Annotated in this window: 11 protein-coding genes; 8 read left to right on the top strand and 3 right to left on the bottom strand. The window is 68.0% G+C overall.

The annotated features are described in order from the left end of the window. Window positions 1–10: 10 nt before the first annotated feature. Entirely contained in the window at window positions 11–1,753 is a 1,743-nt protein-coding gene (gene ctaD / locus ACIBCN_RS14525; RefSeq protein ID WP_396992022.1) for a cytochrome c oxidase subunit I, read from the bottom strand. Between the two features lie 248 nt (window positions 1,754–2,001). Between ctaD and ACIBCN_RS14520 the strand changes: the two genes are divergently transcribed. The 7 genes from ACIBCN_RS14520 (at window position 2,002) to ACIBCN_RS14490 (ending at window position 20,957) form a co-directional block, all read left to right on the top strand. Next, window positions 2,002–2,808: a VOC family protein gene (locus ACIBCN_RS14520; RefSeq protein ID WP_396992021.1), complete on the top strand. Its 807-nt coding sequence runs from the start codon at window positions 2,002–2,004 to the stop codon at window positions 2,806–2,808. Window positions 2,809–2,974: 166 nt separating this feature from the next. Continuing rightward, complete coding sequence (locus tag ACIBCN_RS14515; RefSeq protein ID WP_396992020.1) at window positions 2,975–4,069, top strand: ABC transporter substrate-binding protein; 1,095 nt, start codon at window positions 2,975–2,977, stop codon at window positions 4,067–4,069. 178 nt (window positions 4,070–4,247) lie between these two features. Beyond that, window positions 4,248–4,703, top strand: coding sequence for an AMP-binding protein (locus ACIBCN_RS14510; protein WP_396992019.1), 456 nt, complete (start codon window positions 4,248–4,250; stop codon window positions 4,701–4,703). Between the two features lie 198 nt (window positions 4,704–4,901). Next, window positions 4,902–18,335 (top strand): amino acid adenylation domain-containing protein, encoded by a 13,434-nt coding sequence (locus ACIBCN_RS14505; RefSeq protein WP_396992018.1) that lies wholly within the window; start codon window positions 4,902–4,904, stop codon window positions 18,333–18,335. Then, the gene (locus ACIBCN_RS14500; RefSeq protein WP_396992017.1) at window positions 18,332–19,324 is read left to right on the top strand and encodes an ATP-binding cassette domain-containing protein; all 993 of its coding nucleotides are present in this window, start codon (window positions 18,332–18,334) and stop codon (window positions 19,322–19,324) included. The genes ACIBCN_RS14505 and ACIBCN_RS14500 overlap by 4 nt, the downstream gene beginning before the upstream one ends. Continuing rightward, window positions 19,321–20,139, top strand: a complete 819-nt coding sequence (locus ACIBCN_RS14495; protein WP_396992016.1) for an antibiotic transporter — start codon at window positions 19,321–19,323, stop codon at window positions 20,137–20,139. Before ACIBCN_RS14500 ends, ACIBCN_RS14495 begins: the two co-directional genes overlap by 4 nt. Continuing rightward, window positions 20,139–20,957: an ABC transporter permease gene (locus ACIBCN_RS14490; RefSeq protein ID WP_396992015.1), complete on the top strand. Its 819-nt coding sequence runs from the start codon at window positions 20,139–20,141 to the stop codon at window positions 20,955–20,957. The genes ACIBCN_RS14495 and ACIBCN_RS14490 overlap by 1 nt, the downstream gene beginning before the upstream one ends. Window positions 20,958–20,960: 3 nt before the next feature. Here the strand turns inward: ACIBCN_RS14490 and ACIBCN_RS14485 are convergent, their stop codons facing one another. Next, a complete protein-coding gene (locus ACIBCN_RS14485; protein WP_396992014.1) occupies window positions 20,961–22,175 on the bottom strand; it encodes a hypothetical protein in 1,215 nt (404 codons plus the stop codon). 91 nt (window positions 22,176–22,266) lie between these two features. Between ACIBCN_RS14485 and ACIBCN_RS14480 the strand changes: the two genes are divergently transcribed. Continuing rightward, window positions 22,267–23,022, top strand: coding sequence for a glycosyltransferase family 2 protein (locus tag ACIBCN_RS14480; RefSeq protein ID WP_396992013.1), 756 nt, complete (start codon window positions 22,267–22,269; stop codon window positions 23,020–23,022). A gap of 109 nt (window positions 23,023–23,131) precedes the next feature. Here ACIBCN_RS14480 and ACIBCN_RS14475 read toward each other — a convergent pair whose 3' ends face one another. Beyond that, on the bottom strand, window positions 23,132–23,530 hold the full coding sequence (locus tag ACIBCN_RS14475; protein ID WP_396992012.1) for a hypothetical protein: 399 nt from the start codon (window positions 23,528–23,530) through the stop codon (window positions 23,132–23,134). Window positions 23,531–23,738: the final 208 nt, after the last annotated feature.

Raw genomic sequence — 23,738 nt, 5'->3', positions numbered from 1 at the left:
TTACTGAGTCCTACTTGGTGACCACTGCGCCTTCGTGGACGTCGGTGGCGTGCTTACCCGAGCCCCAGCCGACGTGCGCCTCGGCGCGCATCCGCTCGACCATGTGCGGGTAGTGCAGCTCGAACGCCGGACGTTCGGACCGGATCCGCGGCAGCTCGTAGAAGTTGTGCCGCGGCGGCGGGCAGGTGGTCGCCCACTCGAGGGAGTTGCCGTAGCCCCACGGGTCATCCACGGTGACAACTTCGCCGTAGCGGAAGCTCTTGAAGACGTTCCAGAGGAACGGCAACATCGAGGCACCCAGGATGAACGCGCCGATCGTGGAGATCGTGTTCAGGGTGGTGAAACCGTCGCTGGGCAGGTAGTCGGCGTAACGACGCGGCATGCCCTCGGCACCCAGCCAGTGCTGCACCAGGAACGTGGTGTGGAAGCCGACGAAGGTGGTCCAGAAGTGCCACTTGCCGAGGCGCTCGTCCATCATCCGGCCGGTGATCTTCGGGAACCAGAAGTAGATGCCTGCGAAGGTGGCGAACACAATGGTGCCGAAGAGCACGTAATGGAAGTGCGCGACAACGAAGTACGAGTCGGTGACGTGGAAGTCCAGCGGCGGGCTGGCCAGAATGACACCCGAGAGACCACCGAAGAGGAAGGTCACCAGGAAGCCGATCGACCACAGCATCGGCGTCTCGAACGTCAACTGCCCGCGCCACATGGTGCCGATCCAGTTGAAGAACTTCACGCCCGTCGGAACCGCGATCAGGAACGTCATGAACGAGAAGTACGGCAGCAGCACGGCACCGGTGGCGTACATGTGGTGCGCCCACACCGCGATCGACAGCGCGGCGATGCCGAGTGTCGCGTAGACCAGCGTGGTGTAACCGAAGATCGGCTTACGCGAGAACACCGGGAAGATCTCGGACACGATGCCGAAGAACGGCAGCGCGATGATGTAGACCTCCGGATGCCCGAAGAACCAGAACAAGTGCTGATAGAGCAGCACGCCGCCGGTCGCCGGATCGTAGATGTGGCCACCGAGGTGGCGGTCGTAGGCGAGGCCGAACAGCGCGGCGGTGAGCAGCGGGAAGGCAAGCAGGACAAGCACGCTGGTGACGGCGATGTTCCAGGTGAAGATCGGCAACCGGAACATGGTCATGCCGGGGGCACGCAGGCAGACGACGGTGGTGAGCATGTTGACGCCGCCGAGGATGGTGCCGAGGCCGGAGACGGCGAGGCCGAGGATCCAGAGGTCGGCGCCGACACCTGGCGAGTGCAGGATGCTGGTCAACGGGGTGTAGGCGGTCCAGCCGAAGTCGGCGGCGCCACCCGGGGTGATGAAGCCCGCGGTCGCCATCGTGCCGCCGAACAGGTACAGCCAGTAGCTGAACGCGTTCAGGCGCGGGAAGGCGACGTCAGGGGCGCCGATCTGCAGCGGGAGCACGATGTTCGCGAAGCCGAACACGATCGCGGTCGCGTAGAACAGCAGCATGATCGTGCCGTGCATGGTGAACAGCTGGTTGAACTGTTCGGGCGAGAGGAACTGCAGACCCGGGCGCGCGAGCTCGGCTCGCATCATCAGGGCCATCAGACCGCCGACGAGGAAGAAGCTCATCGCGGTCACCAGGTACATGACCCCGAGCACCTTGGGGTCGGTGGTGGTGACCATCTTGTAGAGATACGAACCCTTCGGCCCGGTCCGTGCCGGATACGGCCGAGTCGCTTCCAACTGCTGGACTGGCTGGGGCTCTACCGCAGTCACTGATCCTCCTGAAGGTGCCTTTAGGTTCGCTCCGCAGGCTCCGCTGCTTGCATCCATCCCCATGTCGGAACAGACGACAGTTCGCTTGCGCTTCTGGAATCGTAAACCGTGCTGCCGCAGCAATCCGCACGGGTCCTACTCTGTGTCGTATTTCGTTGGTGGGCGGACCCGGCGGCAGCGATGAGTTTCGTTCGCGGCAGACGTCTATATCGGTGACCAGTGTTCCACCCCTGCCAAGGAGACCAGCGATGACCGACCAGAACCAGCCCAAGCCCGGCGATCCCTGCTGGGTCGATCTCTACTCTTCCGATCTCGACCGCAGCATCGCGTTCTATGGCGAGCTGTTCGGGTGGACCGCCGAGCGCGCACCCGAGGAGTTCGGCGGATATGTCACGTTCCGGCAGCAGGGTCTCGCGGTCGCGGGCGCGATGGGACACACCGAGGGTGACACCGACGCGCCCGAGCAGTGGACCGTCTACCTCGCCAGCACCGATATCCAGGCGACCGCGGACAAGGCTGTCGCACAGGGTGGCTCCGTGGTGGTGCCGCCGATGCAGGTCGGCGATCTCGGCAGCATGGCCGTACTCGGCGACGCGGGCGGCGCGGGCGTCGGCGTCTGGCAGGCGGGCACCTTCCGTGGCATCGAGACCGCTGCCTTGGTCGCCGGTGGCAAATGGGGCGACAACGAGGGCGTGCCGTCCTGGTTCGAGCTGCACACCCGGGCCTACGGCACCGCGCTCGATTTCTACCGTGACGTCTTCGGCTGGCAGGACCCGTTCACCATCTCGGACGCAGAAGAGTTCCGCTACACCACCATTCACTCAAACAGCCCGATGCTGGGTGGTGTCCTCGATGCCTCGGCGTTCCTGCCCGAGGGTGTCCCCGGGGCCTGGGGTGTGTATTTCGGCGCGAACGATGTGGACAAGACGGTCACCAAGGTCGTCGAGCTGGGCGGTGCGGTGGTCCGGCCGCCCGAGGACAGCGAATTCGGCAGGCTGGCGACGGTCACCGATGTCACCGGCGCGCGGTTCAGCATCGGCGGGGACAAGGGTTGATCCCGCGGTCGCGCGGAATTCCCTGTCCGACAGCGGGATTCCGCGCGGCCGAGGCCGGTGTGCGGCATACCGGCCGCCCGCCGACTCGTGCACGCCATGGAATACGGCACGCGGCGGCGCTGACCTCTCCCCCGCCGGCCGCGTCCACGCATGTACCCTCACCCGCATGCCGCTGAGCGCCTTCGTTCGTACCCGAAACCGCACAGCTTCACCCCGATCCGGCACCGCCCGCGTGGCGCGCCGGATCGTCGCCGTCGCGGCGTTATGCGCGACCGTCGTCGCGGCGGGCTGCAGCAGTAAGCCCGACGACGCGAGCAGCATCGTCCACACCACCACCAACATCGCCGGTGCGGGCGTCATCGGGCTCGAGCGCGACACCACCAAGGCCTGCGCGCTGCCGAGCGCACCCGATCCGGCCGGTGGCAGCACGCGCAGCGTCACGCACGCCGCCGGCGTCTCGGAGGTGCCCGCCGACCCGCAGCGCATCGTCGTACTGACCACCTCGGCGCTGGACGCGGTGTGCGCGGTCGGTCTGTGGGAACGCGTCGTCGGCGCGGTCACCCTCGACGGCCCGGTCCCGCAACCCGCCTACCTCGGCACCGGCGTGCTGAAGATTCCCGGCGTCGGCACGGCCGCACAGCCGAATCCGGCGCTGATCGCCGATCTGCACCCTGATCTCATCCTCGGCGACATCCCCACCGCCACCGTGAGTTTCGACGCACTGCGGGACATCGCACCCACCGTGCTGGTCGGCTCGAACAACAGCTGGCAGGCCGAATTCACCGCGCTCGCAACGGGATTGGGCCGAAAGGCGGCCGCGGACACCGCGCTGGAGAACTACCGCACCGAGGCGACCGATATCGGCAACGCGATCTCCGCCCCGCAGACCCAGGCCTCGCTGCTGCGGTTCACCGCCGATACCAACGAGGTTCAGGGCAACAACAGCTTCGCGGGCCAGATCCTCGGTGACGTGGGGGTGCAGCGCCCCGCCGCGCAGCGCGGCCCCTCCTTCGACGTCGCCCCCGACCAGTTCGCCACCAAGGTGGAGGGCGACCTGATCTACGTGATCCTCGCCGGCGAACAGGGCAAGAAGCACGGCGAGACGGTGATGCGCACCGACGACTTCAAGGACCTCGGCGCCGCGACCGACAAACGCGTCTTCGCCGTCGAGGACACCGTCTGGCACGGCAACGGCCTCGTCGCCGCCCGCGCCCTGCTCACCGATCTGAACGGCACGCTCAACGGCTTCGTCACCGATTGACCTGCCGCGACAGCAACCGACAGGTGGTCTAGTTCCGCAGTACCCCCAGGGTGCAGATTTCTCCACCCTGGGAGGTACCACCACCAGCGCTTGGGTTGCTGTCGAAGTTTCCCCTCGTAGACGAGATTTAGAGGTACGCAAGAGAACCTCTTCACCGAGACTTCGAGGGACGACCACAATGCACACGCTGACCGATACGCTCGCCGGCAACATCCGCCACCTGCCGCTCGCGCGGCCCGTCGCCGAGGTCGATCCGAACGCGGTCGTGGTGTCCACCGCCGACTGCGCGCTCACCTACGCCGAGCTCGATCGCTGGTCGAACCGGCTGGCCAGGCTGCTGCTCAGGATCGGCGCCCGCACCGGCACCCGGGTCGCCATCGCCATCACCGACGAGATCGAGTCCGTGGTCGCCGAGCGGGCCGTCGTCAAGATCGGCGGCACACCGGTACCGGTCGCCGTGGACGGGACGTTCATGCTGGGGACCACCGTCGGCGTGACCACCAAGGCGCGGCGCGGTGAACTCACCGACGCGATCTCCTGGCTGGTGCTGGACGATCGCTCCACCCTGCAGCGCTACCTCGCCGGTTCCGACGCACCGCTCACCGAGGCCGACCAGCTGCCCATGTCGGCCTGATCCCCGGGCGCACCCCGACGACGTTCGGGCGCGCCTGGCGGCATGTTTGCCCGACATGCGGCAAACGGCATCGGTGCACACGTCATCGGTTCAGAATGAATCTTGTCGCGAGCTGTGCGGCAGGGTACTACCACTACCCCGGTGGCTGGCGGCGGTCACTCCGCGACGGCTGCGGGCGGTAAGAACGTAGGACTATTCATGCAACAGCCTCTCCCCTCGCCCCTCGAGACCGGCGGAGCTCTGCCCGAAGGCGCCTTCGCGTTGTCCGCGGCTCAGCGCGGCATCTGGTTCGCCCAGCACATCGCGGGCGACACCCCGATTTCCATCGCCCAGTACGTCGAATTGCGCGGACCGATCGATCTGGACGCGCTCGGCGGCGCGGCACGGCAGGCCGGGCGCGAGTTCGGCACCGGGTATCTGCGGCTGATCGAGGTCGACGGCCATCCGTACCAGTTCGTGGACACCTCCCTGGATGACAGCCTGCTCACTCTGGACCTGCGCGGCGAGCGCGATCCGGCGGCCGCCGCGCACGCTTGGATGCGGGCGGAATACGAGGCACCGCTCGAGCTGACCAGGGACCGGCTGGTGTGCGTCGCGATGCTGCGGCTCGCCGACGACCGCTGGTACTGGTACTCGCGGATTCATCACATCGTGCTGGACGGCATGGGCGCGCTGACCGTGGTGCAGCGCACCGGCGAGCTGTACAACGCGGCGGTCGAAGGCAAGGAGCCGCCCGCCGCGAAGGCCGAGGATCTGCGCAAGATCGTCGAGGCCGATCTGGCCTATCGCAATTCGGATCGTTTCGGTGCCGACCGGGAGCACTGGCTCGACCATCTGGGCGGGATGGCCGATCCGGTGAGCCTGGCCGGGCGCACCGCCGATGTCGACGCGCACCCGAGCCGGGTTGCCGGCGCGTTGCCGCAGGAGACCACGGCGCTGCTCGACACCGTCGCGAAGGCCGCCTCGTCGGGGGTCGCGCCGACCGTGGTCGCGGCGTTCGGGGCGTATCTCGCCGCGATGACCGGTGCTCCGGAAGTGGTGCTGAGCCTTCCTGTTTCGGCGCGCACCACCGCGATTCTGCGTCGGTCCGGCGGGATGATCGCCAATGTCGTTCCGCTGCGGCTGACCATGACGCCGACCACGACGGTCGGTGCCGTGATCCGGGCGGCGCAGGGCGAGCTGACCGGGGCGCTGCGGCGGCAGCGCTACCGGCAGGAGGATATCTTCCGCGATCTCGGCTGGCCGATGGACGAGGCCGCGTCGTTCGGCCCCTCGGTGAACCTGATGATGGTGGACACCAGGATTCAGCTCGGCGCGGTCACCGGGCGGCTGCATGTGCTGACCTCCGGGTTGATCGATGATCTGTTCGTCAACGTCTATCCCGGCGTCGGCGGCGAGAGCACCCATATCGACTTCCAGGGCAACGGAAACCTGTACAGCGACGCCGAATTGGCGGCACAGCATCGCCGGTTCCTGTTGTTCCTGCACGCGTTTCTCGCCGCCGGAACGGAGGCCGCGCTGTCCACGGTGCCGGTGGTGTCCGGCGACGAGCAGGCCGAGCTGGTGCCTGCCCGTGGGCCTGCGGGCGGCACGCCTTGCACGCTGCCCGAACTCCTTTCGGCCGGTGCGGCATTGGATCCCGAGGCAGTGGCGATCCGTGCGGGGACGACCTCGTTCACCTATCGGCAGGTCGACGAGCAAACGAATCGGCTGGCCAGGGTACTCATCGCCACCGGCGCCGGACCTGAACGCGCCGTGGCCATTTCGATCCCCCGGTCGGCGGAGTCGGTGCTCGCGATGATCGCGGTCGCCAAGACGGGCGCGGCGTTCGTGCCGATCGATCCGACCTATCCGGCCGACCGGATCGAGCACATGATCGGTGACAGCGGTGTGGTTGCGGGCCTGACCGTCGCCACCGCACGGAAGTCATTGCCGGACAAGGTGAACTGGCTGATCCTCGACGACGAGGCAACCGCGCGCAACGTGCGCGAACAGGATGCGAGCGCCATCAGCGTCGCCATGCACCTCGACCAGGTCGCGTACATCATCTACACCTCGGGATCGACCGGATTGCCCAAGGGCGTGCTGGTTTCGCATCGCGGACTGGCGAACCTGGCGACCGGCTCGGCCGCTGGCTTCGGGGTGACCGCCGATGCTGTGGTGGCACACGCGGTATCGCCGAGCTTCGACATTTCGGTCGAGGAGATCCTGGTGACCCTGGCCGCCGGTGCCACCCTCGCCGTCGTACCGCCCGCCGCGTACGCGGGCGAGGAGATGGCGCAGGTGCTGCGCGCCCACCGCGTCACCCACCTCAATGTCACGCCGGTGGTCGTCGGGTCACTCGATCCGGCGACGCTGCCCGAGCTGCGCACCGTGATCGTCGGCGGCGACGCCTGCCCGCCCGAGCTGGTGGCCAAGTGGGCCGGCCGCACGCTGCTGAACGGGTACGGGCCCACCGAAACCACGGTGACCGTGACGTTGAGCGAGGCGCTCGTGCCCGGCGCACCTGTCACCATCGGCAGTCTGGTGCGCGGCGTCTGCGCCGTGGTGCTCGACCCTTGGTTGCGGCCGGTTCCGCCCGGCACCACCGGTGAGCTGTATCTGGCGGGGGCCGGACTCGCACGCGGCTATCACCAGCGCAACGGGCTCACCGCGGGCCGGTTCGTCGCCAACCCTTACGAAGCCGGAGCGCGGATGTACCGCACCGGTGACCTGGTGCGCTGGCGCACCCGCGGCGGGCGGCTCGAGCTGGAGTACCAGGGCCGCAGCGACTTCCAGGTGAAGGTTCGCGGCTTCCGCATCGAACTCGGCGAGATCGACGTCGCGCTGCAACGGCAACCGGACATCGACTTCGCGATCACCCTCGGTGCCGAGACCGGCGCCGGTGCCACCGCATTGGTGTCGTACGTGCTGCCGAAGCCCGGCGCCGAAGTTCACCCCGAGGCACTGAAAGCCGCTGCCGGGGAGACACTTCCGGCCTACATGGTGCCCGCTGTGGTGATGGTGCTCGACCATATCCCGCTGACCCCGCTCGGCAAGGTGGACCGCAAGGCGTTGCCCGCACCGAATTTCGGGGCGCGGACCATCGTCAGCCGCCCGCCTTCCACACCGCGCGAGGAGGCGCTGGCGGCACTGTTCGCCGAGGTGCTCGGGCTGGAAACGGTCGGCGTCGACGAAAGCTTCTTCGCACTCGGCGGTGACAGCATCGTATCCATCCAGCTGGTGTCGCGGGCGAAGGCGGCGGGCATCGGGCTCAGCGCGCGGGATGTGTTCGAGCGCAAGACCGTTGCCGCGCTGGCCGCCGTCGCCACCGAGGTGCGCGCGCAGGTGGTGCACGAGCTGCCCGGTGGTGGGGTCGGCGCGGTCGAACTCACGCCGATCGTGCACGCCATGCTGGATCAGGGTGACAGTTGGCCGCGGTTCAGCCAGGCGGTGCTCGTCGGCTTACCCGTCGGCTTCCAGCGCGGGCACCTCGTCCCGGCGGTGCAGGCGTTGCTCGACCATCACGATCTGCTGCGTTCCTCGCTGCGGCGGGGTGACAACGGCTGGGAATGGACGGTGGCCGAGCGCGGCGCCATCGATGCCGAATCACTGGTGGAGGCCGTCGCGGCCGGTGCGGATGCGGCGGAGACGCGCGAGCGTGAATTGCAGCGTGCCGCAGACCTGCTCGACCCGGCGGCCGGCGTCGTCGCGCGCTTCGTGCTCATCGAAGAGACCGAGCCGGTGCTATGGCTCGTGCCGCATCATCTGGTGACCGACGGTGTTTCGTGGCGCATCCTGCTGCCGGATCTGGCGACCGCCGCCATGGGCGGCGTACTCGCTCCCGTCGGCACCTCGTTCCGGCGCTGGGCACACGGTCAGGCCGAGCAGGCCGGTGAGCGTGCCGCCGAACTGCCGCTCTGGCAGGGCATCCTGGCGACGCCCGATCCGGCACTCGGCACAGATCTGCCCGATCCGGCCGTCGATGTGGTCGCAACCATGGCCCACCATCAGACGGTGATCGCTCCGGCGATCGCACAGATCGTGCTGAGCACCGCGCCCGATCGATTCCATTGCGGCGCAGACGATGTACTGCTCGCCGCGCTTGCGATGGCGGTCGGCCGGTGGCGCGGCCGGACCACGACGCTGTTCACCCTGGAGGGGCACGGGCGCGCCGAGGAGATCCTGCCCGGCGCCGATGTCGCGCGCACGGTCGGCTGGTTCACCAGCGTGTACCCGGTGGCGGTCGACCTGGCGGGCATCGATCTCGCCGACGCGTTCGCCGGTGGTTCGGCGGCGGGCGCTGCCATCAAGACGACGAAGGAACAGCTTCGGACGGTGCCGGATAAAGGCATCGGCTTCGGCATGCTGCGCTACCTCGCCGCCGAATCCGCTGCGGCACTGGCCGATAGCCCCATCCCGCAGATCAGCTTCAACTATCTGGGCCGGGCGAACACCGGCTCCGAAACGGCACCTTGGCTGCCGCGACGCTTCGCGGCCACGCAAGACGATCGCGCTCCGCTGGCCGCCGTCGTCGACATCAACGCCGTCCGCACCGACGCGGGCCTGGAGGTGACCTGGGCCTACGCCTCTCGGCTGCTCGACGCGGACGACGTGGCGCGGCTCGCCGAACTGTGGACGGAGGCGCTGCGAGCACTCGCCGCGCACGCGGAGTCCAAAGGCTCGGGCGGGCGCACGCCCTCCGACTTCGACCTCGTGCCGCTGACTCAGCCGCAGATCGACACGTGGGAACGCGGTTACCCCGACCTCGCCGACGTGTGGCCACTCTCGCCGCTGCAGTACGGCCTGCTCTTCCACGCGCTGTACGACTCCGACACCGCCGACGGTTACACCGTGCAGTCATTGCTCACCCTGGCCGGCACCGTCGATGCGACCCGATTGCGCACCGCCGCACAGGCATTGGTGACCCGGCACGAGAACCTGCGGGTCGCCTTCGTGGAGACCGACGACGGCCCGCGCCAGCTCGTCCTGGCCGACGCCGAGATCCAGTGGCAGGACGTAGATCTGACCGATTTGGCCGATCCCGAGTCGCGGCAGCGGGAACTGGACCGGGTGATCGCGCTGGACGCCCGCACCCGATTCGAGCTCACCCGGCCGCCGCTGATCCGGTGCACGCTGATCCGGACCGCCGCCGACGCGTACCGGTTCGTCCTCACCAATCACCATCTGGTGCTGGACGGTTGGTCGACGCCGCTGCTCGTGCGCGAGCTGCTCGCGCTGTATGTCACCTCGGGTGACGCGTCCGCGCTGCCACCCGCGCATTCCTATCGTGAGTTCCTGTCCTGGCTGGACGAGCGAGACGACGCCGAATCGATTGCCGCATGGGCGGAATCGCTGGCCGGGATCGACGCCCCGACCCGCGCGGTGCCCACTCTGGCGGGCATCGAATCGACCGAGACCGGGATGGTGTCGACCGAGCTGTCCGCCGATACCGTCGGGCGATTGGCATCGACCGCTCGCGAATCCGGTGCCACGGTCAACACACTCGTGCAGGCGAGCTGGGCGATGTTGCTGGCCATGCTTACCGGCCGCACCGATGTGGTGTTCGGCGGCACGGTGTCCGGCCGGCCGCCGGAGCTGGCCGGTGTCGAAGAGATGGTCGGCCTGTTCATCAACACGCTGCCGGTGCGGGTGCGGCTCGACCCCGCCGAGGAGGTCGTCGATCTGCTCGCCCGCCTGCAGGCCGAGCAGGCCCGGCTGATGGATCACCAGCACGTCGGGCTGGCCGCGATCCACCAGGCCGTCGGGCTCGCCGAATTGTTCGACACCCTCACCGTTTTCGAGTCTTACCCGATCGACCGCGCGGCCATCTCGCAGGCGCTCGACATCGCGGGCATGCGGGTGCTCGACGTCGAAGGCACCGACGCGACGCCATACCCGTTGAACCTCATGGTCATTCCGCTGCGCGGCACGGACGGCAACGACACGCTGCGCGTCAGCGTGAAATTCATGGCCGATCAACTCGATCCCGCCGCGGCACAACCGCTACTGGATCGCTTCGTCGGGCTGCTCACCCAGCTCGCCGACAACCCGCGTGCCCTTGTCTCACAGCTGCAGTATTGCGACGACATCGAACGTGCCGCGCTGCTTCCGGTCCGGGGCCCGGAGTCGCTGCCCGCGCGGACGCTGCCCGAGATCCTGGCCGCCGGTGCCGCGATCGACAGCGACGCCATCGCGGTCAGCACGGGCGAGCTCACCATGTCCTACGGCGAACTCGACGCCTGGTCGAACCGGTTCGCACGGTTGCTGTTGAGCCGGGGTGTCGGGCGGGAGGTTTTCGTCGTGCTCGCCCTCACCCGATCGCTGGAATCGGTAGTCGCGGTGTGGGCCTTGGCCAAGTCGGGCGCGGCCTTCGCGCCGCTGGACCCCAACTATCCGGTCGAGCGGATCGAGCACATGCTCACCGACTCGCGGGCGCCCATCGGCGTGACGGTCACCGCGACCGGCGAGACGCTGCCCGGCAGCATCGACTGGCTGCTGCTCGACGACCTGAACACCATTCGCCGGGTCATGACCGTTTCCGCCGACCCCATCACCGACGCGGAGCGCGGTGGTCCGATCGATATCGACCAAACGGCGTATTTGATCTATACCTCCGGCTCCACCGGCAAGCCGAAGGCCGTACTGCTCAGTCACCGTGGCATCGCGAATCTGGTATCGACGCAACGCGATTCGCTCGACCTCGATCCGACGGCGAGCACGTTGCAGGTGGCCTCGCCGAGCTTCGACGCCTCGGTATTCGAGCTGCTGACAGCGCACGGCTCGGGCGGCAGGCTGGTGGTCTCGCCGCCGGATGTCTACGGCGGCGCGGAACTCGAACGACTGCTGCGCATCGAGCGGGTGACCCATGCGGTGATCACGCCGTCCGCACTGGCCACCATGGAACCGACCGATCTCGACCACCTGCGGGTGCTGTCGGTGGCCGGTGAGGCGGCGACACCGGAGCTGATCGAGCGCTGGTCGGCCGGTCGGCGAATGGTGAACCTCTACGGTCCGACGGAATTCAGCATTTGGGCCACCGGCCCGGCGGAACTCGTTGCGGGCGAACCGATCACCATCGGCGGCCCGATCCGCGGCGCGGCGAACATGGTGCTCGACACCTGGCTGCGGCCGGTGCCCGTCGGCGTCGCAGGTGAGCTGTATCTGGCGGGACCGGCGCTCGCCCGTGGCTACTTCAACCGTTTCGAGATGACGGCGAGCCGGTTCGTCGCCGACCCGTTCGGCGAGCCAGGCGAGCGGATGTACCGGACCGGCGACATGGTGCGCTGGGTTGCCGGACGCGACGACTATGAGCTGGAGTATCTGGGGCGCAGCGACTTCCAGGTCAAGATCCGTGGCCTGCGCATCGAGCTCGGTGAGATCGACGCGGTGCTCTCGCGCGACGAGCAGGTCGAGTACGCGGTGACGATCGGCCGGGCCGGGCCCACCGGTGCGACCGTGCTGGTGTCGTATGTGCTGCCCGCCGAGGGCGTCGAGCTGGATACCGAGCGACTGCGCGTGCGGATCGCCGGTGAGCTGCCGGGGTACATGGTGCCCGGCTATCTCGTGGTACTCGACGCCATTCCGCTGACACCGGTCGGCAAGCTGGACCGCAAAGCCCTTCCGGTGCCGAACTTCTCGGACACCCACCGGCCCTACCTCGCGCCGCGCACTCCGGTGGAGCAGGCGGTGGCCGCGGTGTTCGGCGAGGTGCTCGGCAGCGAGCGGGTCAGCGTGGACCAGTCGTTCTTCGAGCTCGGCGGCAACTCGCTCAGCGCGACCAAGGTTGTCGCCCGGGTGAATTCGGCGCTCGGCTCGACGATCGCGCTGCGGGATCTGTTCGACGCGCCCACCGTCGCGCAGCTGTCCGGGCGGGTGGTCCCGAGCGGCGGTCAGCCGGGCCGCCTAGCGCTCGCGCCGCGGATCCGGCCGGATCGCATTCCGTTGTCGCCCGCGCAGCAGCGGATGTGGGTGATGAATCGACTCGATCCCGCCTCGCCCGCCTACAACATCGCGGTCGCCCTGCGTTTGACCGGCGTACTCGACGTCGATGCGATGCGCCTGGCCTTGGCCGATGTCATCGAACGGCACGAGAGCCTGCGCACGATCTATCCTGCCGACTCCGAAGGTCCGCGCCAGGTGATCATGGGCGTCGAGCCGGCCGCGCCCGCACTGGCCGTGGTCGAGACCGAAGACGGTGCGCCTCTGCGGGATCGGATCAATGCGCTGGCGGGCAAGGGATTCGACATCGCCAAGGAGCCGCCGCTGCGCGTCGGATTGTTCCGAATCGCGGCGGGCTCCGAATCAAGAGACCCCACGGCGCACGGGCCCGCGGCGACCGCTGGCGCAGATGTGCCGGTTCCGTCCGCTCGCACAGCGGGTTCCGGGCCGGTGTCGTCAGGACCGTTCGCCGGTACTCCCGCCGTATCCTCCAGTCCGTCGGCTGGGGTAGCGGCCGTGTCATCCGGCCATTCCGTGGATTCGGTGCGTGGCGCTCCGGTATCCGCCGATGCCGGTTCGGTGCATGTTGTCGTGCTGGTGGTGCACCACATCAGCGCGGACGGCGCGTCGATGGCACCGCTGGCCGCCGACCTCGTCGCCGCCTACTCCGAACGCACTGCCGGCGCGGAAACAATTAGGGTGCCGTTGGCGGTCCAGTATGCCGATTTCGCGCTGTGGCATCGCGAGGTGCTGGGCAGCGAGTCCGATCCGGAATCGGTGGCGGGGCGGCAGGTTCGGTTCTGGACCGACACCCTCGCCGGGGCGCCCGATGTGCTGGAGCTGCCCGCGGACCGGCCGCGGCCCGCCGTGCAGACGATGCGCAGCGCCGACCTCGATTTCGCCGTCGAGGCCCAACTGCACAGTGCCCTGGTCGAATTCGCCGGTGCGCACAACGTCAGCGTGTTCATGGTCGTGCACGCCACACTCGCCCTGCTGCTGGCCCGGCTCGGCGGCACCGACGACGTGGTCATCGGGACGCCGGTGGCCGGGCGCGGCGAGGAAGCCCTCGACGAGCTCGTCGGCATGTTCGTCAACACGCTCGCCTTGCGCACACCCGTCGAACCCGGTGCCGGATTCCTCGACTTCCTCACCGCGGTCCGCTCGGCCGATCTCGACGCCTTCGCCAACACCGATGTGGCCTTCGAACGGCTGGTGCAGGCGTTGAATCCGGCCCGGTCGACGGCGCACCATCCGCTGTTCCAGGTGTCGCTGTCGCTGCAGAACTTCGTCGAGCCGGTGCTGGAACTGCCCGGCCTGCGGTTCGAGGTGGAGGACTTCGACCGGGGCGCTTCGCAATTCGATCTGACGCTGGACCTGCGTGAGCGTTTCGACGCGGCCGGCCCGGCGGGGCTGGCCGGTGTGCTCACCTACGCGACGGACTTGTTCGACGAGGCGACGGTGGCGGCGTTGGCCACCCGTTGGCGAGCCGTGCTCGCGACCGTGCTTGCCGAGCCGGAGGTGCGCCTAGCCGATATCGACATCCTCGACGACAGCGAACGAGCGACGCTGGTCCCGGTGCGCGGCCTCGAAAGCGTCGCGACAACAACACTTCCCGAGTTGCTCGCCGCGACCGTGGCCCGCTATCCGGATCGTCCCGCCGTTGTTGCCGCCGGGGATACGACGACCTACCGGGAACTCGACGCGCACGCCAATCGGCTCGCTCGGCTCCTGCTCGAAGCGGGCGCGGGGCCGGAAACCGTGGTTGCCCTCGGCCTGCCGCGTTCGCCCGACCTACTCACCGGCATGTGGGCGGCCGCGAAGGTCGGCGCGGCATTCCTGCCGGTCGATCCGAAGCATCCGATCGAGCGGATCGATCACATGCTGACCGATTCCGGTGCGCGAGTGGGCCTCACGACGGTCGCCTACCGATCGATGCTGCCGGACAGCACGCAGTGGCTGGTGCTCGATGAGTTGCGTTTCGTGGAACGCTGGTCCGCCGCGAGCCCACGCCCCCTGCGCGACAGCGAGTTGCCGCGACCGATCCGGCTGGACAACGCCGCCTGGCTGATCTATACCTCCGGATCGACCGGCACGCCCAAGGGAGTCTCCGTCCCGCATCGTGGTGTCGCCGACTTCGTTGCGGCGCAACGTGACCTGCTCGACCTGGATTCGAGCTCCCGCGTGCTGCATGTCGCCTCACCGAGTTTCGACGCCTCGATTCTGGAGGCGCTGATGGCATTCGGTTGGGGTGGTGCTTCCGTGGTCGCACCCGCGGCGGTCTTCGGTGGTAGCGCCCTGGCCGAGTTGATCGACTCGGAGCAGGTCACGCACGTGATGATCACCCCGTCCGCGCTTGCCACCATTGATCCCGCGCAGGTTTCGGGAGTACGGGTGCTCGCGGTGGGTGGCGAGGCGGTGGGTGCCGAGCTCATCGAGCGTTGGATCGGCTCCGACGCGATCGATCAGGACGGTCGCGGTAACCCGGCACGGCGGCGCGGGGCACCGCACCGGCAGATGGTGAATCTATACGGGCCGACCGAGTTCACCGTGGTGGCAACGGGTTCCGCTTTGAACGCCGGCGCGTCCGTCTCCCTGGGTCCGCCGATTCGTGGGGCGGCCGCCATGGTGCTCGATGGGCGGTTGCATCCGGTTCCGGTCGGCGTCGCGGGTGAGCTCTATCTCGCGGGGCACGCGCTGGCGCGGGGTTACCACGCCAGGCATGGCCTGACCGCGGGCCGCTTCGTCGCGAATCCCTATGGCGCACCGGGTGAGCGGATGTATCGCACGGGCGACCTGGTGCGCTGGACGCGCTCGTCGTCCGACGCGGAACGCGAGCTGACACTGGAATATTTGGGCCGCACCGACTTCCAGGTCAAGGTGCGCGGTCAGCGGATCGAGCTCGGCGAGATCGATGCCGTGCTCGGCCGGGTGGATGGCGTCGATTTCGCCCTCACCCTGGGTGTCGCGGGGCCGGCGGGGTCGACCGCATTGGCGGCCTACCTGGTGCGAAAGCCGGACGTGGAGCTCGATATCGCCCGGGTGCGCGCCATCGCGGCAGAGACGTTGCCCGGCTATATGGTCCCGTCCGCCTTCGTCGTCCTCGACGAGATCCCGCTCACCGCGGTCGGCAAGCTCGACCGGAAAGCGTTGCCCGCGCCGCAATTCAGCGCCGACGAGACCAAGTATCGGGCGCCCCGGACACCGACCGAAGAAGCACTGGCGCAGATCGTCGCCGAGCTCCTCGGTCGCGACAAGGTCGGTGTCGATGATTCGTTCTTCGAGCTCGGCGGTGACAGCATCCTCGCGATCCAGCTGGTGTCCCGGGCGAAGCAGCGGGGCATCTCCTGCACAGCGCTGCAGGTGTTCGAGCACCGCACCGTGGCCGCCCTGGCCGCGGCGGTGGACACCGATGGCACAGCGGTGACACTGACCGAGCTGCCCGGCGGCGGCATCGGCGACGTGCCGCTCACGCCGATGATGCGATACCTGATCGAGCAAGGCGGGCAGCTCCGTTCGTCTCGGACGGCGGTGCTAGAGCTGCCGATCGGCATCGAGCGGACACAGCTGGTCGCCACCCTCGCGGCGGCCGTCGACCGGCACGACATGCTGCGCGCACGGCTGGTGAACGAGGTGGCTGGTTGGCGGCTATCGGTGCGCGAGCCCGGCTCGGTCGATGTCGACGCACTGGTGCGCCGGATCGAGTTCGATGGCGCCGCGGATCCGGTCGAGCTGCGTGAATACGTTGCCGCGGAACTGCGTTCCGAGTCGAATCGACTGGATCCGGCGAATGGCGTTGTGCTGCGGTTGATCTGGCTCGATCCGGTAGGTGATGCCGGTACGCGTACCAGGGCGGGCCGTCTCATCGTGCTGGCGCACCGGCTGCTGATCGATGACGCATCCTTGGGCATTCTGCTGCCGGACCTGATGGCCGCTTGGGCGCAGGTGTCGGTCGGCAACGCCCCGGTGCTCGCCGAAACCGGCACGTCGATGCGTCGGTGGGCGCACGCCCTGGTAGATGAGTCCCGTTCGGCGGAGCGAGTTTTCGAGCTCGGACACTGGCAAGGGGTGCTCGCGGCCGCGGACCCGCCGCTCAGTGCTCGTGCGCTGGACGCGACCGTTGACCAGGCACACACGCTGCGCACCGTGCGTTGCGAGGTGTCGGAGGAGGTCACCACCGCGGTACTCACCACGTTGCCCACTCAGTTCGCGGGCGCCGTCCACGACACCCTGCTCGCCGCGCTCACGCTGTCGCTGGGGCGCTGGCGTGCGCGGCGATCCGGGGAGACCGGGACGGGCGTCACGATCCGGCTCGAGGGGGACGGCAGGCGGGACGGGACGATCCCCGGGGCCGCGCTGTCCCGCACGATCGGCTCCTTCACCACCAGCTACCCGGTGCGACTCGAGCTCGACGACATCGACGTCGATGACGCGTTCGCGGGTGGTCCGGCGATGGGCGCGGCGGTCCGTGCGGTGAAGCATCAGCTGAAGTCGGTGCCGGACAAGGGGATCGGGTTCGGACTACTGCGCTACCTCAACGCCGATACGAGATCGCCACTGGGCGTGGCCGATCTGGGGCAGGTCAGCTTCAGCTACCGCGGCCGGAGTTCGGCGGGTGCTGTCCCGGCCGGGCTCGACGGCCTGGGCTGGACATCGACCGATGAGTTCGGCGACCTGTCCACCGTTGCCGATCCGCGGACTCCGGCGCTGGCGGTGCTCGAGGTGAACGCGGTGCTAGTTGGTGCGCGATTGCGTGCGGACTTCACCTATCCGAAGACGCTGCTGGACCGTGGTGCGGTCGCCGAGCTGGCGGGGTTGTGGGTCGATGCACTCCGTGCGGCAGCCGAATTCGCCGGAACTCCCGCAGCGGAAGCCGCTGCGGCAGAGGAAGCCGCTGCGGTCGCGGCGAGTCAACCCGCGCTAGAAGCCACGCTCGGACTCGACGTGGTGTTGCCGATCCGAACGGAGGGCACCGGGCCAGCGCTGTTCTGTATCCACCCGTCGTCCGGAATCTCGTGGAGCTACCTCGGATTCGCGCAGGCGCTGCGGCCAGGCCGCCCTATCTACGCCTTGCAGGCACCGGATCTCAGTGGCTACGAACCGCCCCTGCGCTCGATCGAGGAGTTCGCCGACCGGTACGTGCGCGAGATCCGCGCGATCCAGCCGTCCGGCCCGTACCACCTGCTCGGCTGGTCGTTCGGCGGGCTGATCGCGCACGCGATCGCGGTACGGCTGCAGCAGACCGGCGACCAGGTCGGCCTGGTCGCGCTGCTGGACTCGGAGTCGGCCGACATCGACAGCGCCGACGTCGAGCAACTCACCGCGGGGGCCTTCGTCAACAGCTTCGGCGCGATCTTCGGGATCCACGACGTGCCCGCCGAGGCCACCGCGGCCGAGGCGGCGAACCTCATCCGCGATCGGCTCGGCGGCGTGACAATCGTCGACGCGGACATGATCGAGCGACTGACCGAGTCGTACAACGTCGCGGCGCGCGCTCGATCGGGGTATCAGCGACCGGTATTCGACGGTGACCTGTTGTATTTCAGCGCGACCGTGGACAGCTCCGATGCCGTCGGGCCGGACGGCTGGGGGCCGTACGCGACCGGCACGGTCATCAACTACGACATCGACGTCACCCACAACGAGCTGACCGCACCGCACGTGCTGCCGATCATCGCGCGCGTACTCGATGAACAGGCGAAGGGACAGGCATGAATTCCGATCAGGGCGTTGTCGTCGAGGGAGTAGAGAAATCCTTCGGCGCCGTAAAGGCATTGCGCGGAGTCGATTTCACGGCGGCGCCGGGCGAGATTCTCGGCATCCTCGGCCCGAACGGCGCGGGCAAGACCACCATGGTGAACATCCTCTCGACGCTGATCGCGCCGGACCGGGGACGGGCCGTCGTCGCCGGGCACGACGTCGTCGCCGATCCCGCGGCGGTGCGTCGATCGATCATGCTGACCGGGCAGTATGCCGCGCTCGACGACATGCTCAGCGGCTACGAGAATCTCGTGATGTTCGGCAGGCTGATGGGGTTGCGCAAGCGGGCCGCCCGGGCCCGCGCGGACGAGCTGATCACCGAGTTCGATCTCGCCGGCGCGGCGAGTCGCCGGGTCGGCACCTATTCGGGCGGCATGCGGCGGCGTATCGACATCGCCTGCGGTCTTGTCGTCCGGCCGGACGTGGTGTTCCTCGACGAACCGACGACCGGGCTGGATCCGCGCAGCAGGCAAGGGGTGTGGGATCTGGTGCGCAGTTTCAAGAAGGCGGGCATCACCACGCTGCTCACCACCCAATATTTGGAAGAGGCTGACGCGCTGAGTGATCGGATCATCGTCATCGATCACGGTGTGGTGATCGCGCAGGGCACCGCGGACGAACTGAAGTCGCGCACCGGTGGCAGTTATTGCGAGGTGGTGCCGCTGGACCTACAGGATCTGGACGTGATTGCCGAAGCGCTCGGATCTCTTCTGCCGGAAGACAATCGGGCCGCGCTGACGCCGGACTCGGACCGCATCACCATCCCGGCGCCGGATGGCGCGAAGACACTCGCGGAGGCGTTGCGCCGCTTGGACGGAGCGGAGGTGGAACTGGTCGATATCGCGCTGCGCAGGCCGTCGCTCGATGATGTGTTCCTCCAATTGACCGGGCACCTCGCCTCCACCGACGGAGCGAAAGCGGTTGATGTGGAGGCGGTCTCATGACCGCTGGCACCTGGCTGGCCGATGTCGGAGCGACACCGGACCGGGCGCGGCAGTGGTGGGTACTCACCACGCGGCTGATCGTGCCCTCGCTCAAGACCGGTGAGGTGCTGACCTCGCTCTTGGCTCCGGCGACCTTCACCGCGGGGTTCTACATTCCGCTCAAGACGGTGATGACGTTCGCGGGCACCGGATTCAGCAGCTACGCGCAGTTCATGATGCCGCTCGTGGTGCTACAGGCCGCCGCGTTCACCGCCATCTCGGCCGCCTTCCGCTCGGCCACCGACTCGGTGGCGGGCCTCAATCGGCGCTTCGGATCGATGCCGGTCGGGCGGCTCGTGCCCGCCGGGGCACGGATGTCCGGCAACGTCTTCCGGCTGGCGCTCTCCCTGTGCGCCGCCATCGCCTGCGGCTACGTCATCGGGTTCCGGTTCTACCTGGACACCGCGCACACCATCGGCTTCCTGCTGTTGTCGATGCTCATCGGCACCGCGTTGACGCTCGGCGCGGACGTGATCGGCACGGTGTCGCGCAGCCCGGAGGCGGTCACCCAGGCACTTGTGCTGCCGCCCTTGATCTTCGGCATGCTGTCCGCGGGCCTGGCTCCGGCACACCAGTTTCCGGCGTGGGTGCAGCCGTTCGTGCGCGATCAACCGGTGTCGCAGTTCGTGCTCGCCCTGCGCGCGCTGGCGGGCGACACATCGGGGAACGCGGGACAGGTGACGTGGTCGCTGATGGGGCCGTCGTTGGCTTGGACGGCCGCGATCCTCGTCCTGAGTATTCCGCTGACCCTCCGGCTGAGCTCGGGGAGGGCGTGATGGCACTACTCGCCGATCGCACCGAAGAAATCCACGGCGACTCGGAGGTGTCGCCCGCATCGCTGGTGCGGCACACACTGATTCAGACGCAACGCCTCTTGCTGCGCTGGGTGCGCAACCCGATCACGCTGCTGGAAGCCCTGATCATCCCGTGTCTACTGCTGATCATGCTGGAAACGGTGGTCGGCGGCCAGATTCGGAAGTTCACCGGCGACAGTGCGCTGTACGGTTCCGTGCCGATGGTCACCATTACCGGTGCCGTGTCCGGGGCCATCTCCTGCGGTGTCCTGCTCGGCCGCGAACGCGAAGCGGGCCTGCTCGCCCGCTTCTGGGTGTTGCCGGTGCACCGCGCCTCCGGCCTGGCGTCCCGCATCCTCGCCGAAGGCTGCCGCATCTTCGCCGGAACCCTGACCATCATCCTCGTGGGCTACCTGCTCGGCTTCCGCTTCCACCACGGCGCCCTGCCCACCCTCCTATTCCTCGCCATACCAGTACTTTTCGGCCTCGCCTTCGCCACCGTCGTCACCTCGGTGGCCGTCTTCACCGCCAAAGCCGCCCTGGTAGAAGGCATTACCATCCTCACGTCCCTGATGATGTTCTTCAGCACCGGCTTCGTCCCCCTAGCCGCCTACCCCCAATGGATCCAACCGGTAGTCCGCAACCAACCCATGTCGGTAGCCGTAGACGCCATGAAAGCCCTTGCCCTGGAAGGCCCCTTGGCCCGCCCCCTGACCCTCACCCTCGCCTGGTCCCTCGGCGCCATCATCCTGTTCGCCATCCCGGCCACCATCGGCTACCGCCGGGCCAGCAGAAGGTAACCGTTAATCGCCGCGCTCACCGGAGAGGCGGCGGGCGATGAGCCAGCTGCCGCCAACTATCAGGAGGGCGAAGAGCAGGAGGCCGGCGCCTAGAAGGGTGACAATCCAGAGGCGGTCGGCTAGGCGGAGATTGCCGTTCAGGGAGATGTTCAGGGAGCCGACGGCGAAGGCGATGACGGCCGCGAAGATCGAGACGACCTCGATGGTGCGCAGCATCGAGTTGCGCACGGTGTCGGCCATTCCGGCGATGGAGTGCTCGTGGTGTTGTACGCGTTCGCGGTCGGCCGCAGCGCGGTGCGCTTCGGTGCGTCCGTTGAGGATCGCTTCGCGTTTGGTCAGATATTGGCCTTGCAGTAGCTCGTGGCTGACTCGCCAGCCGATCGCGGGCAGCAGTCGCAGGGCCGTGTCGATGCTGTTCAGCGCGGCATCGTGGGCGCCGCACAGGTATTGGCCGGTGGCGAGTCGGTAGTAGAAGATGTGGTTGTCGGGGTGCTCGGCCAGCGCTGCTTCGGCGTGGGCGCGCAGTAGTTCGCCCTGGCCAGCGAAGGGAACGCCGACGGCAAGCCCGTTGAGCGCGATATCGGTTGCCGCGTAGCTCCGGTTGGCCGCGGTCCATGCGCGGTCGAACAAGCTGCGCGCGTACTCCTCGGTGAACCGGCGGCTGCCGAACGCCGCGAAGGCTTGCAGTGCGACGAAAAGTGGTGTCTCGCGGTGTGATCCGGCGGCCATGGTCAGCGGCGAGGACTGCAGGAACTGGTTGAGCTCGTCGAAGCAGAAGTTCGCGCGCAGCTTTCCCGCGTGATACAGCGTGGCGAAATAGGCTCGGCTGCACTCCTGGTCGTCGTTGGCGACGATGTCACGGGTCGCGTCGGCAACCTCGTCCAGCGACTCCACCGAGTCGCGGGTGATGAACGCGTAACCGAGAGCCCACTTTTCGCGTATCGCGGTGCGGCAGCCCGGCGCGACGTGCTCGCGGAGCCACCCCGCGCATTCGACAGCGGTCTGCAGGGTCGGTTCGGCCGCCATCCGGTGGTTCCAGTATCGGTCGGCACAGATGAAGTAGGGGTCGCTGCCGAAATCCACTGAGCTGACATCGAACTGCGGTTCCACCCCTTCGGCGATATACCGCCGCGCGTAGCGATCGCAGTCGCGGTCCAGCTGTCGCGAACCCGAGGTCGCAAGTGCCGCGAGTGCCTGTTCGACAACTACGTGATCCATCCGTGCCCCTACCTCCCGACGACCCCAGCGTGCCCGAGCTCACTGCCTACCACATCCGGACCATGATCGTCACGATGGCACACTGCTCGATATGCGGGTAGAGGTCGTCACAGCGGTGCACGCCGAGTATGCCCGCTACCTGCCAGCAGCGTGGCGGTCACTGCGGGCGCAAACCCATCCGGACTGGCACTGGCTGGTGCAGGTCGACGGCGACGCCGCGGCGGTGCGCGCGATGCTGATCGACTGCGGCGCCGCGGACGATCCACGAACCCGCCTGGCGTTCAACGGCACCCGCGAAGGCCCGGCCATCACCCGGAACGTCGCGCTCGGTCGCGCCGCCGCGGCCCTGATTCAGAATCTCGACGCCGACGATGAACTCGAACCGACAGCCTTGGCCGTACTCAGCGCCGCACTGCACCGGCACCCGTCCGCCGGTTTCGCCGTCGGCACGGCTAGCGACCTGCTGAATTCCGGTGAGCTGGTGGATGTTCCGATCTCGTTCGCGCCAGGCCTGCTCCCCCGAGGGGCACTGATCGACGCGTGGACGACCGACCGCTTACCTGTACACCCCGCCGGTGTGATGTGGCACCGCGACCTCCTGCTCGCCACCGGAGGCTGGGCGGCTATGCGCGGCATGGAAGATACGGGCCTGCTCATGTCCGCCTCTGCCTTGTCCCCCGGCGCGATCGTAGACTCCCGCACGTTGCGCTACCGCCGCCACCGCAACCAACGCTCCACTCAGACGTCGCTTTTCACAGGGGGGGGGGATCAGATTTCGCTGATTCGCCAGCGCGCCGCGACACTTCGAGCCGGACCCGGCTGGTTCGGTCTACTCCCCCAGCGATGAGTGACATGACTGCGGCGATTGCCGAGCGAGGCTCTCGATGGTGTGCCATAGGACGGCGCAACTCGGCCCCGGTGTCCGAAAGGGGTACCGGGGCCGAGGGTTTCGGGCGTTACTGGACGGAGAATTGGCGGGCCAGGGCCCAGATCACCAGGACGTCGATGGCGATGATGACCAGGGCCCAGAACGGGTAGATGGGGGCGAAGAGGAAGTTGTCGAGAATGCTGATCGAGGCCATCACGATGCCGGCCAGGTAGCCCCAGGTTTTGCCGGTGACGATGCCGAAGCCGGCGATCAGCATCAGGACGGCGATTACCAGGTGGATCCAACCCCATGCGGAGACGTCGACGAGGAAGACCTGGTCTTTGGTGACGACGAAGATATCGCGGCCGGCGATGGCGGCTATCGCGGACAGCAGATGCAGTAGGCCGGTGATGAGGATGAGGACGCCGGCGAAGATGGTCATGTCATTGAGCACGGGGCCGGGCCGGGCGGGACCGGGACTGGTCATAACACACACTCCTTCCGAAACGCGTGGCACACCTTTCGGCCCAACGTAGCCCGTGAACAGGCGAAATCGGCGCAGATCGGCGGGCGGGTCACCGGGTCGTGACGACCCCCGGTCCGGGTCCGGCAAACGTGTCGCGCCTCGTTCATCCGGTGGTGCCCGCTCGCCGCGGGGCACGAGCAGTTCGCAAGCAAACAATGAGCGATCTCGC

The organism is Nocardia sp. NPDC051052 (assembly GCF_044456045.1).
Lineage (GTDB): Bacteria > Actinomycetota > Actinomycetes > Mycobacteriales > Mycobacteriaceae > Nocardia.
The sequence above is the reverse complement of the archived record's forward strand: the minus strand, read 5'-3'. Positions and strand labels throughout refer to the sequence as shown.

Coding starts and splice junctions, on each gene's coding strand:
- ACIBCN_RS14520 (WP_396992021.1), top strand. CDS start 2,002: ATGACCGACCAGAACCAGCCCAAGCCCGGCGATCCCTGCTGGGTCGAT.
- ACIBCN_RS14515 (WP_396992020.1), top strand. CDS start 2,975: ATGCCGCTGAGCGCCTTCGTTCGTACCCGAAACCGCACAGCTTCACCC.
- ACIBCN_RS14510 (WP_396992019.1), top strand. CDS start 4,248: ATGCACACGCTGACCGATACGCTCGCCGGCAACATCCGCCACCTGCCG.
- ACIBCN_RS14505 (WP_396992018.1), top strand. CDS start 4,902: ATGCAACAGCCTCTCCCCTCGCCCCTCGAGACCGGCGGAGCTCTGCCC.
- ACIBCN_RS14500 (WP_396992017.1), top strand. CDS start 18,332: ATGAATTCCGATCAGGGCGTTGTCGTCGAGGGAGTAGAGAAATCCTTC.
- ACIBCN_RS14495 (WP_396992016.1), top strand. CDS start 19,321: ATGACCGCTGGCACCTGGCTGGCCGATGTCGGAGCGACACCGGACCGG.
- ACIBCN_RS14490 (WP_396992015.1), top strand. CDS start 20,139: ATGGCACTACTCGCCGATCGCACCGAAGAAATCCACGGCGACTCGGAG.
- ACIBCN_RS14485 (WP_396992014.1), bottom strand. CDS start 22,175: ATGGATCACGTAGTTGTCGAACAGGCACTCGCGGCACTTGCGACCTCG.
- ACIBCN_RS14480 (WP_396992013.1), top strand. CDS start 22,267: ATGCGGGTAGAGGTCGTCACAGCGGTGCACGCCGAGTATGCCCGCTAC.
- ACIBCN_RS14475 (WP_396992012.1), bottom strand. CDS start 23,530: ATGACCAGTCCCGGTCCCGCCCGGCCCGGCCCCGTGCTCAATGACATG.